This window comes from Noviherbaspirillum sp. UKPF54 (assembly GCF_007874125.1).
Taxonomy (GTDB): Bacteria; Pseudomonadota; Gammaproteobacteria; order Burkholderiales; family Burkholderiaceae_D; genus Noviherbaspirillum.
Window position 1 is genome coordinate 2,780,346 of record NZ_CP040128.1, and the last position, 12,493, is coordinate 2,792,838.

At 62.1% G+C, this 12,493-nt stretch carries 13 protein-coding genes; 2 read left to right on the forward strand and 11 right to left on the reverse strand.

All coding sequences use genetic code 11. The features are described from left to right. Positions 1-43: 43 nt before the first annotated feature. The 11 genes from FAY22_RS12805 to FAY22_RS12855 all read right to left on the reverse strand — a co-directional run bounded on the left by FAY22_RS12805 (position 44) and on the right by FAY22_RS12855 (position 11,140). Positions 44-715, reverse strand: coding sequence for an OmpW family protein (locus FAY22_RS12805; RefSeq protein WP_146330560.1), 672 nt, complete (start codon positions 713-715; stop codon positions 44-46). Positions 716-730: 15 nt separating this feature from the next. Then, positions 731-2,242 (reverse strand): S9 family peptidase, encoded by a 1,512-nt coding sequence (locus tag FAY22_RS12810; RefSeq protein WP_146330561.1) that lies wholly within the window; start codon positions 2,240-2,242, stop codon positions 731-733. 235 nt (positions 2,243-2,477) lie between these two features. After that, a complete protein-coding gene (locus FAY22_RS12815) occupies positions 2,478-3,515 on the reverse strand; it encodes an L-threonylcarbamoyladenylate synthase (protein ID WP_146330562.1) in 1,038 nt (345 codons plus the stop codon). A gap of 15 nt (positions 3,516-3,530) precedes the next feature. Further along, positions 3,531-4,724 (reverse strand): 5-(carboxyamino)imidazole ribonucleotide synthase, encoded by a 1,194-nt coding sequence (locus tag FAY22_RS12820; RefSeq protein WP_146330563.1) that lies wholly within the window; start codon positions 4,722-4,724, stop codon positions 3,531-3,533. Further along, complete coding sequence (gene purE, locus FAY22_RS12825) at positions 4,721-5,224, reverse strand: 5-(carboxyamino)imidazole ribonucleotide mutase (protein WP_146330564.1); 504 nt, start codon at positions 5,222-5,224, stop codon at positions 4,721-4,723. The genes FAY22_RS12820 and purE overlap by 4 nt, the downstream gene beginning before the upstream one ends. Before the next feature lies 1 nt (position 5,225). After that, positions 5,226-6,122: a phosphoribosylaminoimidazolesuccinocarboxamide synthase gene (locus FAY22_RS12830; RefSeq protein ID WP_146330565.1), complete on the reverse strand. Its 897-nt coding sequence runs from the start codon at positions 6,120-6,122 to the stop codon at positions 5,226-5,228. Between the two features lie 79 nt (positions 6,123-6,201). Further along, positions 6,202-7,266: a class II fructose-bisphosphate aldolase gene (gene fba / locus FAY22_RS12835; RefSeq protein ID WP_146330566.1), complete on the reverse strand. Its 1,065-nt coding sequence runs from the start codon at positions 7,264-7,266 to the stop codon at positions 6,202-6,204. Positions 7,267-7,295: 29 nt separating this feature from the next. After that, a complete protein-coding gene (gene pyk / locus FAY22_RS12840; RefSeq protein ID WP_146330567.1) occupies positions 7,296-8,729 on the reverse strand; it encodes a pyruvate kinase in 1,434 nt (477 codons plus the stop codon). A 78-nt stretch (positions 8,730-8,807) separates the two neighbouring features. After that, a complete protein-coding gene (locus tag FAY22_RS12845) occupies positions 8,808-9,998 on the reverse strand; it encodes a phosphoglycerate kinase (protein ID WP_146330568.1) in 1,191 nt (396 codons plus the stop codon). 75 nt (positions 9,999-10,073) lie between these two features. Continuing rightward, positions 10,074-10,400 carry an AzlD domain-containing protein gene (locus FAY22_RS12850; protein ID WP_146330569.1) on the reverse strand — a complete coding sequence of 109 codons (327 nt, stop codon included), beginning with the start codon at positions 10,398-10,400 and terminating at the stop codon, positions 10,074-10,076. Then, complete coding sequence (locus tag FAY22_RS12855; protein WP_146330570.1) at positions 10,397-11,140, reverse strand: AzlC family ABC transporter permease; 744 nt, start codon at positions 11,138-11,140, stop codon at positions 10,397-10,399. Before FAY22_RS12855 ends, FAY22_RS12850 begins: the two co-directional genes overlap by 4 nt. Positions 11,141-11,323: 183 nt before the next feature. On the opposite strand from FAY22_RS12855, the gene FAY22_RS12860 reads away from it, so the two are divergent. Continuing rightward, positions 11,324-12,244: a branched-chain amino acid transaminase gene (locus tag FAY22_RS12860; protein ID WP_146330571.1), complete on the forward strand. Its 921-nt coding sequence runs from the start codon at positions 11,324-11,326 to the stop codon at positions 12,242-12,244. Between the two features lie 19 nt (positions 12,245-12,263). Beyond that, positions 12,264-12,464: a zinc-finger domain-containing protein gene (locus FAY22_RS12865; protein WP_146330572.1), complete on the forward strand. Its 201-nt coding sequence runs from the start codon at positions 12,264-12,266 to the stop codon at positions 12,462-12,464. Positions 12,465-12,493 lie beyond the last annotated feature (29 nt).

Here is a 12,493-nt window from a genome sequence, read left to right on the forward strand (position 1 = left end):
AGCCGGCAAATCGCTTTGCCGGCTTTTTTATTTTCACACTTCCTCAGAAGCCGTAGGCCAAACCCAGGGTATAGACGACAGGCCGGAAATCGATGGTCGTCTTGCGCTCGATGCTCCCGGTGGTGGCGGTCATGTCGCTTTTTACCTTTGCCGTCGCAACCGAGCCGACCAGCGACCATCGATCGCCCAGCTTATAACTGGCACCGACCTGCGCGGCCCAGCCAAAGGAATCGGACAGCTCGATTTTCGTCGGGCCGCCGCTGGAAAGTTGGCCGGAGCTGGTCGATTGGGCATCGAAGAAATGCGTGTAATTCATGCCGACGCCGACGAAGGGCCGGAACTTGTTCTGCGGAGCCCCGAAGTTATAGTTCAAAAAGACCGTAGGTGCCGCTTGCTTGACCTGTGCAATGACACCGAACGGCGCGAGCAAGCCGGTGCCCTTTACATCATGGCGTGGCGGCAACCCCAATACCACGTCGATATCGAAATGTTCATCCAGCTTGCGCGTGTAACCGAGGAGTAGGGTTGTGGCATCGCCCACGGTGACGCCCGCCGGCTGCGGTGTCAGGAAGGTGGGCCCGTTGGTGCTCAGGTTGGGCGAATCGGAATGGATCGTCAGATCGATGAGACCGGCGCGAACGCTGTTTTGCTGGCCATATGCGGACATCGATGCGATGCCGATCAGGGCGCAGATGGTGAACTGAGTGATTTTCATGGTGCGGTCTCCCGGTTAGATAGCCAGCATGGATTGGAAGAAGCCACGGGCAGCCGCGTTGCAGAACGGCGGAACCAGCGTGCCGTGGTAGGCGGAAGTGACCGCAGCCACGCCGGCCGAGCCGCCGCCGGCGTCAGCCGCGGTCTTGGCCTTGAGCTGAGCGAAACCGCCCTTGACGGTCGCATACGGATCGCCCGCGCCAATCGCGGAGTCGACGTCCAGCACCTGCAGCGCGGGAGCCGTCATGCCCTTGGCACCGAAATACCCGGCCGTCGCTTGCGCATTGGCCCAGAACACGGTCGGATCGCCATTGCCGCCGCATAGCAGCACCGGCACGTTCGGCACATAGTTGCGCAGGTCGTTCTTGACCCCGGCCTTGCGGAAGGCGTTGGCCGGCGCGCAGTTCAGCGGATCGGCCGGGTCGACATCGCATGGATGGACGGACAGGTCGGCGAGATAGGCGTTGCGGAAGCTGGTCTTCATCAGGTTGCCCGCGCCGAAGGTGCCAGGGATGATCGGTGCTTGCGGCATCGAATCGGCGGCGAACAAGGCCAGTTGCGGCAGCTTGCCGGAACTGAAGATGGTATCCGGCGTCGCGCTCGGCAGCAGCGTCTCGATGCCCGTGGCGTACTGGTCCTCGTACATTTCATTGGGGCTCGCATACAGGCCGCCATAGGACTTCTGCCAGCTGGTGCTGATCATCGGGAAGAAGATCGTCGCCCCCAGGTTGGGCTTGCCGCTACCGACGATCACGTCGCCCAGCAAGGACATCGCATACGGGCCGGACTGGCCGGCCAGCGCGGTCACCTTGAATTCGGATGCGTAGGTGGTCTGCATCGCGCGCTGGGTCGCCATCGCCACATGTCCGCCCTGCGAATAGCCGGTGACGAATAGCTTGCCGGAATCCTGCGCATTGAGCCCAGCGAATGCCTTGCGGGCCGCGCGCAGCGCATCGACCATGTCGTTGGCCGACTGCTCGGCGTTCAGGTAGGGGTGATAGCTCAGCTTCGAGACATCGTAGCCGGCGTAATTCGGGGCCACCACAATGAAGCCCTGGGCGGCATACATGGCCGCGACCAGCGCCGCCTCGTGGTTGTCCCGCAGGTTGGCCATGTTGTAGGCCTTGTCGTAGCTCGTTCCATGCGCATAGAGCACGACCGGGCGCGCACCGCTACAGGAAGGATCGCTGCCCGACGGCACCATGATCGCGCCGGTGGCATCGGTCGTTTCCCCAGCGCCGCCGACCGTACCGTATTTCATGTAATAGGTGGTGATCGAACATTTCGGCGTCCCGGTGATCTGGGTAATGCCGGGATTCGATGCTTCAAGCATTTGCGCGAATACCGCCGGGTCCAGCTTGGCAACTGCCGTCCCGTCAGCCTGCGGAATGGGTACAAGATTGGGGGGATTGGCCACCAGTGAACCACGTGCAAGAGTGGTATCGACTGCCGGTCCGCTGCTGCCGCCACCGCAAGCGGTAAGCGCGGCAGCAGCCAGCAGCGCCGCTGCGAATTTGATTTGATGCATGTTGTCCCCTTGTGTGTATTATGCGAAACAAAAAAGAACGGTCGTTCCATTCCGTAAGGAAATAGTATGTCTGGAAGACAATGGCTTGCATAGTCAGGAAAGGGGAAAAATCCGGCCCGAATCTAGAGGGTTGGCTCTAAACCAGAGCCCAGTCCGGAAGACGGCGCATGGACAGCGATCGCGCCAGCAATGGCGGCAGGCGAGGGAAGTTGCGTCGCGAACGAGACAGAGAGGATTATCGGCCGGCGTCGAGAAGGCGCGCCAGCACGCCTTGCGAATCATGTGCCGCACGCCGCAGACGGTCGTTCACGCCTTGCCAGTCGTTCTCGGCTGGCGGCGCCTCGACCAGGATGATGTCCGCGCCCGCGCCATCCATGGCGCGGAGCGCGGCATACAGGTCATGCGCGTAGCCGTCCGGCTCGGCGGGAAGTTCGGCTTGCGCGATGGCGCGCACCTCTGGCAAAGCGGCGCGGCGCAGTAATGCCGTGCGGCGGCCATGTGCGTGCAGCCGTTGCACTGTTTCCGGCAAGAGCCCCGCCTCGACCAGCGCCACGGGTGTGCTCGGCGCATAGTGCGCCTCGAGCGTGCCCGACGCGCGTGGCGCGGCGGCATCCGGCAAGCGCGGTTGCCAGCCGATGACCTGGGCGATGCGGGCCGTGCTAATGTGTCCGGGCCGCAGCAGCACGGGGCCGTGCGTGGCCATGCGCGACAGATCGAGAATGGTCGATTCGATGCCGACCTCGCTCTGCCCGCCATCCAGCACGCACTTCACCAGGCTGTCCGGGCCGATGCCGAACTCGTCGCGCACATGCTGGGCCGTGGTCGGGCTCACATGCCCGAACTTGTTGGCCGAAGGCGCAGCAACGCCTCCCCTGCCCTGCCGGAATTCGCGCAACAGCGCCTGCGCCACCGGATGCGACGGACAGCGCAAGCCGATCGAATCCTGGCCTCCGGATACCGCGTCGGGAATATGTGCCGCACGCTTCAGGATCAGCGTCAGCGGGCCGGGCCAGAAGGCATCGATCAATTGCCGCGCTTGCGGAGGAATCTCGGCAGCCCAGTAGCTGAGGTCAGCCTGCGGCGCCAGATGAACGATCACCGGATGATTCGACGGGCGACCTTTGGCGGCGTAGATCCCGGCCACCGCGGCCGGATTTTCAGCGTCGGCGCCGAGCCCGTAGACGGTTTCGGTCGGAAACGCAACCAGCTCGCCCTGCTCCAGCCGGCGTGCGGCTGCCCGGATCGCGTTCAAGTCCAGCGCAACGTCATCCATGTCAAAGCCTATTCATTACGCGGCGATGCCCAGGATGGCGCAGGCAGCGTGCAGGCTCGCCTGCGCCTGTTCCAGCGTGGGCGCCACGAAGGTGACGTGCCCCATCTTGCGGCCACGGCGCGCATCGTCCTTGCCGTACAAATGCAGGTTCGCGCCGGACAGTTCCAGGACCTTGTCCCAGGCCGGCTCACGCGCCTGGTCGCCATCGCCGTCGAACCAGACGTCGCCGAGGATGTTAAGCATGACCGCCGGCGAATGCTGGCGCACGTCGCCCAGCGGCAGCCGCGCCATCGCGCGCGCCTGCTGCGCGAACTGGCTGGTGACGCAAGCGTCGATCGTGTAGTGCCCGCTGTTGTGCGGGCGCGGCGCCATTTCATTGACTACCAGAGAACCGTCCTGCAGCACGAAGAATTCGATGCACAGCACGCCGACATAACCGAGCTGTTCGATGATAGCCAGCGCTGCCGCCTGCGCCTTGGCGGCGCATTCTGCCGTCACGTTCGGGCCCGGCACGGTGGTGGTAAACAGGATGCCGTCGCGGTGCACGTTTTCGGCGATGGGATAGACCACCGACTGGCCATCGGCCGCGCGTGCCGCAAGCACCGATACTTCATAGGCCAGCGGCAGCATTTTTTCCAGGATGCAGAGCACGCCCTTCATCCCGGCGAACGCCGCGCGCACCTCGTCGCGCGTAGTCACGCGTACCTGCCCCTTGCCGTCGTAGCCGAGGCGGACGGTTTTCAGGATACCGGGCAGCAGCGCATCGGGAATCTGCTCGACGTCGGCTTCACAAGCGACGATATGGTGCGGCGCGGGCAACACGCCGGATTTCGGCGCGCATTCCGTAAAAAAGCGCTTTTCTGCGACGCGATCCTGCGCAATCGATACGCAGGCGGAAGAAGGCGCGACGAAGGTGCGCTCGGCCAGGAACGCGAGGCTTTGCGCGGGAACATTCTCGAATTCGGTGGTGACGGCGGCGCACTGCCCGGCCAGTTCGGCCAATGCCTTCTCATCCGTATAGTCGGCGCCAATCAGGTGATCGGATGCATGTCCGGCCGGGCAGTCGCGCGCCGGCTCCAGCACCGCAACCTTGAACCCCATCATCTGCGCGGCATGTACGAACATGCGGCCCAACTGGCCGCCGCCCATCACGCCCAGCCAGGTCGGCGGGGTGGCCGAAGGAATAAACGGGTGAAACTTGTCGCTCATGCCGGCAATGTCATCGCTTGTGCGGCCTGGGTCTGCTTGGAGCGGAACTCCTGCAGGCGCGAGGCCAGTTGGTCATCGGTGGAGGCAAGCATCGCGATCGCCGTCAGCGCGGCATTGGCGGCACCCGCTTCGCCGATGGCGAAGGTCGATACCGGGATACCCTTCGGCATCTGCACGATCGACAGCAGCGAATCCTCGCCGCGCAAATATTTCGACGGCACCGGCACGCCCAGCACCGGCACGATCGTTTTCGCCGCCAGCATGCCCGGCAGATGCGCCGCGCCTCCGGCACCGGCGATGATCGCGCGCAGCCCGCGCGAGCGCGCCGATTCCGCATAAGCGAACATCTGGTCCGGCATGCGATGCGCGGAAATCACCTGCGCTTCATGCGCAATGCCGAATTCCTTCAGCATCGCCACCGCATGCTGCATCACTTCCCAGTCGGAGGAAGAACCCATCACGACGCCTACAACAGGCGTGCTAGCTTGCGCGTCGCTCATATCAATCCTTCAGGTTTTCACCGGTCAGGCGCTGAAGCGCCTCGCGGTACTTGGCGCCGGTCTTCTCGATCACGTCCGCCGGCAGGGCCGGCGCGGGTGCGGTCTTGTTCCAGTCCTTCAGCGTTTCCAGGTAATCGCGCACGAACTGCTTGTCGAACGACGGCGGCGACATGCCCGGGGCATAGGAATCGGCCGGCCAGAAGCGGGATGAATCGGCAGTGAGTACTTCATCCATCAGGTGCAGCGTGCCGTTTTCATCCAGGCCGAATTCGAACTTGGTGTCGGCGATGATGATGCCGCGCGTAGCCGCATAGTCAGCCGCAGTCTGGTACAGCTTGATGCTAATGTCGCGCATCTTCGCAGCCAGTTCCTTGCCGATGCGGTTTTCCATCTCGGCGAAGCTGATGTTCTCGTCATGCTCGCCAAGGTCGGCCTTGGCCGCCGGCGTGAAGATCGGCGTGGCGAGCTTGTCGGCCTGGCGCAGCCCCGGCGGCAGAGCGATACCGCAGATCGCGCCGGTCGATTGATAGTCCTTCCAGCCGGAACCGATGATGTAGCCGCGCACCACCGCCTCCACCAGGATCGGCTGCAGGCGCTTGGCGACGACGGCACGGCCCTTGACCTGATCCACTTCGTCCGCGCTCACCACGCTTTCCGGGGCGATGCCGGTCAGGTGGTTCGGCACGATATCCTTCAGCTTTTCAAACCAGAAATCGGACATCTGGTTCAGCACCATGCCCTTGCCCGGAATCGGTTCATTCATCACGACGTCGAAGGCCGACAGGCGGTCGGTGGTCACGATCAGTATCTTGTCGTCGCCGACCGCATAGTTATCGCGTACTTTGCCGCGGCCGAGCAGCGGAAGCGACTTGATGGTGGATTGGTAAAGACTTTTCATAGAGGTCCCAGAAAGCTAAACCGGCGGGTGCGTTGAACACGCCGCCGGTTAGTTTAGTGCTTGTTTCTAATGCGTAATTTTACTGCACGATCTGCGCGAGTTCGCCTTTTTTGTACTTTTCGGCCATCTTTTCCAAGGTAATCGGCTTGATCTTCGCTGCCTGGCCTTCGCAGCCGAAAGCGATGAAACGGGACTTGCAGATCTGCTTGGCGGCTTCGCGCGCCGGCTTCAGGTAGTCGCGCGGATCGAACTTGGACGGATTCTCGAACAAAAAGCGACGGATCGCGCCGGTCATTGCCAGACGAATATCGGTGTCGATATTAATCTTGCGCACGCCGTGCTTGATGCCTTCCTGGATTTCCTCGACCGGCACGCCGTAGGTTTCCTTCATGTCGCCGCCGAACTGACGGATCTCGGCCAGCAATTCCTGCGGCACGGAAGACGAGCCGTGCATCACCAGGTGGGTGTTCGGGATGCGCGCGTGGATCTCCTTGATGCGCTCGATCGCGAGGATGTCGCCGGTCGGCTTGCGCGAGAACTTATAGGCGCCGTGCGAGGTGCCGATCGCGATCGCCAGTGCGTCGCACTGGGTCAGCTTGACGAAGTCTGCGGCTTGGTTGACGTCGGTCAGCAGCTGCTCGCGAGTCATCGTCCCTTCCGCGCCGTGGCCGTCTTCCTTGTCGCCCTTCATGGTTTCCAGCGAGCCGAGCACGCCCAGCTCCGCCTCGACGGTGACGCCGATCGAGTGCGAGAATTTCACGACTTCGCGCGACACGTCGACGTTGTATTCATAGCTGGCGACAGACTTGCCGTCTTCCATCAGCGAACCATCCATCATCACCGAGGTGAAGCCGGACTTGATCGCGGCCATGCAGACCGCCGGCGACTGGCCGTGATCCTGGTGCATCACGACCGGGATGTGCGGGTAGGCTTCGACTGCCGCTTCGATCAGGTGGCGCAGGAAGGCTTCGCCTGCATATTTGCGGGCGCCGGCAGATGCCTGCATGATCACCGGCGCGCCGACTTCATCGGCGGCCTGCATGATCGCGGTGACCTGTTCCAGGTTATTGACGTTGAACGCGGGCAGACCGTAGCCGTTTTCGGCGGCGTGGTCGAGCAATTGACGCATGGATACGAGAGGCATGGTGTTCTCCAGATAATAAAAATAAGAAATTAATGCTCGCCGACCTTCATGATCTTCAGGGCGTTGGTGCCGCCGATCTGGCCCATGGGCTCGCCCCAGGTGAACACAATCATGTCACCTTTATGCACCGCGCCTTTAGCCAGAAGCAAATCCTGCGCCGCTTTCATCGTCGCATCGCGGTCGCTGGAACGCTCCATTTCGAAGGTGCAGACGTTACGGTAGAGCGCCGCCTTGCGTTGCGTCGCGAGGATCGGCGTGATCGCGTAAATCGGAATGTCGATGTTGTGCCGGCTCATCCACAGCGCGGTCGAACCGGATTCGGTCAGGGCGACGATCGCCTTCACGCGCAGATGGTGCGCGGTAAACAGCGCCCCGTAGGCGATCGACTGGTCGATGCGGGTGAAGGTCGCATTGAGGAAATCGGCGTCCAGTTTCACCACGTCCGACTTTTCCGCTTCCAGGCAGATCGCCGCCATGGCTTCCACCGTCTCGACCGGATATTTGCCGGAAGCGGTTTCTGCCGATGTCATCACGGCATCGGTGCCGTCCAGTACGGCGTTGGCCACGTCCGACACTTCGGCCCGGGTTGGAACTGCATTGACGATCATCGACTCCATCATCTGGGTCGCGGTAATGGCGAGCTTGTTGGAGGCGCGTGCCATCTTGATCATGCGCTTCTGCAGGGCGGGCACCGCCGCATTGCCGACTTCCACCGCCAAATCGCCACGTGCGACCATGATGCCATCGGACACGTCGAGGATTTCCTGCAGCGCGGGAATCGCTTCCGCGCGCTCGATCTTCGCGATCATCTGCGGCTTGTGTCCGGTCTGCTCGCCGGCAATATTGGCCAGCTGGCGCGCCATGATCATGTCGGACGCGTTCTTTGGAAACGACACCGCGACGTAATCGGCCTGGAAGCTCATCGCAGTCTTGATGTCTTCCATGTCCTTGGCCGTCAGCGCCGGCGCCGACAAGCCGCCGCCGAGGCGGTTGATGCCCTTGTTGTTCGACAGTTCGCCGCCGATCTTGACGGTGGTGTGAATCGCGCTGCCGACCACCTTATCGACCACCAGCACGATCAGGCCATCATTCAGCAGCAGCACATCGTTCGGCTTCAGGTCGCGCGGCAGCTCCTTGTAGTCGAGTCCGACCTGCGCCTGGTTGCCCAGCTCGCAGGCCGCGTCGAGCACGAACTTGCTGCCGTTCTCGAGGAATATCTTGCCGTTCTCGAACTTGCCGATGCGGATCTTCGGTCCCTGCAAGTCAGCCATGATCGCCACTTCGCGCCCGCACTTGGCGGCGGCCTGGCGCACCAGGCTGGCGCGGTCGATATGATCCTGCGCCTTGCCGTGCGAAAAATTCAGCCGGACCACGTTGACGCCGGCGGCGATCATGCGGGTGAGCGTGTCCAGATCGCTGGATGCTGGGCCAATGGTGGAAACGATTTTTGTGGCTCTTTGCATGGCAAACCCTTGTTACCCGCCTCGGCTGGCACGGCGAAAAAACAAACCGTGTTGGCCGTGGCTCAGCTCTTTTTAAAATTAAGCAGCGCGCTGCATCAGGACTTCTACCGCAGGCAAGGTCTTACCTTCCAGGAACTCCAGGAAGGCGCCGCCGCCGGTCGAGATATAGCCGACCTTGTCAGCGATGTCGTATTTCGCGATTGCAGCGAGCGTGTCGCCGCCGCCTGCAATCGAAAACGCCTTGGAATTGGCGATCGCCATCGCCAGCGTCTTCGTCCCTTCGCCGAACTGGTCGAACTCGAACACGCCGACCGGGCCGTTCCAGACGACGGTGCCGGCTTGCGCGATCTGCTGCGCCAGCTGGGCCGCCGTCTTCGGGCCGATGTCGAGAATCATGTCGTCGTCGGCCACGTCCTTCACGTCCTTGATGGTCGCAGCTGCCGTTGCCGAAAATTCCTTGGCGCACACCACGTCGACCGGAATCGGCACCGATGCGCCGCGCGCAGCCATCATATCGATGATGGCCTTCGCTTCGCCGACCAGATCGGCTTCGGCCAGCGACTTGCCGATCTTGAGACCGGACGCCAGCATGAAGGTGTTGGCGATGCCGCCGCCGACGATCAGATTGTCGACCTTCTCGGCCAGCGTTTTCAGGATGGTCAGCTTGGTCGACACCTTGGAGCCGGCGACAATCGCGGCCAGCGGACGCTTCGGGTCGCCCAGCGCCTTGCCCAGCGCATCGAGTTCGGCGGCGAGCAGCGGACCGGCGCAGGCGACCGGCGCGAATTTCGCGATACCGTGCGTGGTCGCCTCGGCGCGGTGCGCGGTGCCGAACGCATCGTTGACGTACACGTCGCACAGCTTGGCCATCTTCTGCGCCAGTTCGTCGCTGTTCTTTTTCTCGCCCTTGTTGACGCGGCAGTTTTCCAGCAACACGACCTGGCCTGGCTGCACATCGACGCCGTCGACCCAGTTCTGTTTCAGTTCCACCGGCTGGCCGAGCAATTCGGACAGGCGCTTGGCGATCGGCGCCAGCGAATCTTCCGGCTTGAACTCGCCTTCGGTCGGACGGCCGAGGTGCGACGTCACCATCACGGCGGCGCCGGCCTGCAGCGCCTGCTGGATCGCCGGTACCGAGGCGCGGATGCGGGTGTCTTCGGTGATGTTGCCGGCATCGTCTTGCGGCACATTGAGATCGGCGCGGATGAAGACGCGTTTGCCCTGGAGTTGATTGCGTGCGATGAGGTCGCTCAAGCGGTTGAATTGCATGGCTGCCTGACAATTATAAGAATGGAAAAACGGTTATTTTACCGCAGCACACACCCCTGAAAAACCGTTTTCTGATTACAAGACGATACGTAGCAAAGTGAACAAGGCCATGCCGGCAACGATGGTTCCAAGCAGATGCCTTGTTGTCAAAAACACCAAAGCAGCACCCAGCCCCGCCATCAGCTTCGGATTGGCCCAAGTTACCGCAAGCTCACCGTTCGCCAGCAGCAAGTCGGGTGCAACGATCGCCGCCAGCGCGGCGGCCGGCGCATAGCGCAACGCATGCTGCACCTTGGGCGGCAACCGTACGGCGTAGCGCCCGAGCAGGAAGAACGAACAGCGGGTCAGGATGGTCGCCAGCGTCAGCCACAGGATGGTCAGCCAGGTATCGACTGTGTTCATGCTTTTTCCTTGTCGAGAAAGGTATCGACGATCATGGCTGCCGCCATGCCGAGAATCACGGCAAGCAGCAACCCCAACCGGTAAGGCAACCCGGCCGCGGCAACGGCCACGATGCTTGCGACGATCACGCCGGCGAGCGCGGCACCATTGATGGTGAGCGGGATGGCGACCGCCAGCAAGGCCAGCGTGCCGGCGAACCCGATGCCCCAGTTTTCGGGAATCTGGCTGGCAAGCAGGATGCCGGCGACCGAACCGGACTGCCAGGCGCACCAGTTGGGATAGCCGATGCCGCTGAAAAAGCCGACTTTGCCTGCGCTGCGAAAAATCGTCTCTGCCGGAAAGCGCTGCGGGAACAGACCCATCGTGATATCGGCATTGAAGTAGCCATACCACAGTCGCTTGTGCCAGGGTAGATGCGCGAAGTGCGGGCCGACCGCCGCCGAAAAAATGACAAACCGCAGGTTCACCACCAGCGCGGTCACAAACACCATCCAGATCGGCACATTGGCCGCCATCAGCGGCACCGAGGCCAGTTGCGCCGAGCCGGCGAACACCAGAAAAGTCATGCCCAGCGCCTGCCAAAGCGTGAGGCCCGATTTCATCATCGCCATGCCGGTCACCATGCCCCACGCGAAGATACCGGGCATGGTCGGCGCGCACGCCTTGAATCCTTCGCTGAACGCCCGCTTTTCCGGATCGGCGGCAGCGCCATCCAGTAATTTTGACTCTGTATTGCTCATGTACTTACAAAATATGACGAATGCGCCAGTTTTCGGCAGGGGAAAATCGACAAGGCGGGAAGAAGGGACGTCGCGCGCGGATCGCCCCCGAAAAATGTGAATCCGTTATTCTACCGATCAATTTTCTACCCTGTTGGAGTGGGTTAAAATCGAGGCTTTGCGACAATTTTTGGAGAGCTCAACATGTCCATGGCCGACCGCGACGGAAAAATCTGGAAAGACGGCGAACTCATTGATTGGCGTGATGCCAAGGTCCACGTGCTCACCCACACCCTGCACTACGGCATGGGCGTGTTCGAAGGCGTACGCGCCTACAAGACGCCGAAGGGCACCGCGATTTTCCGCCTCAAAGAACACACGCAGCGTCTGTTCAACTCGGCCAAGATTTTCCAGATGCAGATCCCGTTCGACATGGAAACGGTAATGCAAGCGCAGCGCCAGGTCGTGCGCGAAAACAAGCTGGAATCCTGCTATCTCCGCCCGCTGGTGTGGATCGGGTCCGAAAAACTCGGCGTATCCGCCAAGGGCAACACCATTCACGTCGCAATTGCCGCCTGGCCGTGGGGCGCGTATCTCGGCGAAGACGGCCTGGCCAAGGGCATCCGCGTCAAGACATCTTCGTTCACCCGTCACCACGTGAACGTGTCGCTGGTGCGCGCCAAGGCGTGCGGCTACTACATCAATTCGATCCTGGCCAACCAGGAAGCGACCGCCGACGGCTATGACGAGGCGCTGCTGCTCGACACCGATGGCTATGTGTCCGAAGGCTCCGGCGAAAACGTCTTCATCGTCAAGAACGGCAAGATCTACACGCCCGACCTCGCCTCCTGCCTGGACGGCATCACGCGCGACGCGGTGCTGACGATGGCGCGCGACCTCGGCATCGAAGTGATCGAAAAGCGCATCACGCGCGATGAGATGTACTGCTGCGACGAAGCCTTCTTTACCGGCACCGCCGCCGAGATCACGCCGATCCGCGAACTGGACAACCGCGTCATCGGCGCAGGCAAGCGCGGCCCGATCACGGAAAAACTGCAGTCGCTGTTCTTCGACGTGGTCGCCGGCAAGGCACCGCAGTACGAACACTGGCTCACCCTGGTTTAATCACCCTCACAACGACATCATGACCCAAGCAAAACAAGCGACGAGCTACGTCGAACTGGACGGCAAGGACTTGCCCGCCTTCTGCCCCAACCCCGCCATGCCGATCTGGTCGTCCCATCCGCGCGTCTACCTCGACCTGGGCCATCACGGCGAAGGCAAATGCCCGTACTGCGGCACGGTCTATCGCCTTAAGCCCGGCACCGTCGTCAAAGGCCACTGAACGCACAGGCCACAAGCCGGCCTGGCATT

What these genes read in the sequence shown, in the direction of transcription:
- FAY22_RS12805 (WP_146330560.1), bottom strand. Translation starts at nt 715, where the DNA reads ATGAAAATCACTCAGTTCACCATCTGCGCCCTGATCGGCATCGCATCG.
- FAY22_RS12810 (WP_146330561.1), bottom strand. Translation starts at nt 2,242, where the DNA reads ATGCATCAAATCAAATTCGCAGCGGCGCTGCTGGCTGCTGCCGCGCTT.
- FAY22_RS12815 (WP_146330562.1), bottom strand. Translation starts at nt 3,515, where the DNA reads ATGGATGACGTTGCGCTGGACTTGAACGCGATCCGGGCAGCCGCACGC.
- FAY22_RS12820 (WP_146330563.1), bottom strand. Translation starts at nt 4,724, where the DNA reads ATGAGCGACAAGTTTCACCCGTTTATTCCTTCGGCCACCCCGCCGACC.
- purE (WP_146330564.1), bottom strand. Translation starts at nt 5,224, where the DNA reads ATGAGCGACGCGCAAGCTAGCACGCCTGTTGTAGGCGTCGTGATGGGT.
- FAY22_RS12830 (WP_146330565.1), bottom strand. Translation starts at nt 6,122, where the DNA reads ATGAAAAGTCTTTACCAATCCACCATCAAGTCGCTTCCGCTGCTCGGC.
- fba (WP_146330566.1), bottom strand. Translation starts at nt 7,266, where the DNA reads ATGCCTCTCGTATCCATGCGTCAATTGCTCGACCACGCCGCCGAAAAC.
- pyk (WP_146330567.1), bottom strand. Translation starts at nt 8,729, where the DNA reads ATGCAAAGAGCCACAAAAATCGTTTCCACCATTGGCCCAGCATCCAGC.
- FAY22_RS12845 (WP_146330568.1), bottom strand. Translation starts at nt 9,998, where the DNA reads ATGCAATTCAACCGCTTGAGCGACCTCATCGCACGCAATCAACTCCAG.
- FAY22_RS12850 (WP_146330569.1), bottom strand. Translation starts at nt 10,400, where the DNA reads ATGAACACAGTCGATACCTGGCTGACCATCCTGTGGCTGACGCTGGCG.
- FAY22_RS12855 (WP_146330570.1), bottom strand. Translation starts at nt 11,140, where the DNA reads ATGAGCAATACAGAGTCAAAATTACTGGATGGCGCTGCCGCCGATCCG.
- FAY22_RS12860 (WP_146330571.1), top strand. Translation starts at nt 11,324, where the DNA reads ATGTCCATGGCCGACCGCGACGGAAAAATCTGGAAAGACGGCGAACTC.
- FAY22_RS12865 (WP_146330572.1), top strand. Translation starts at nt 12,264, where the DNA reads ATGACCCAAGCAAAACAAGCGACGAGCTACGTCGAACTGGACGGCAAG.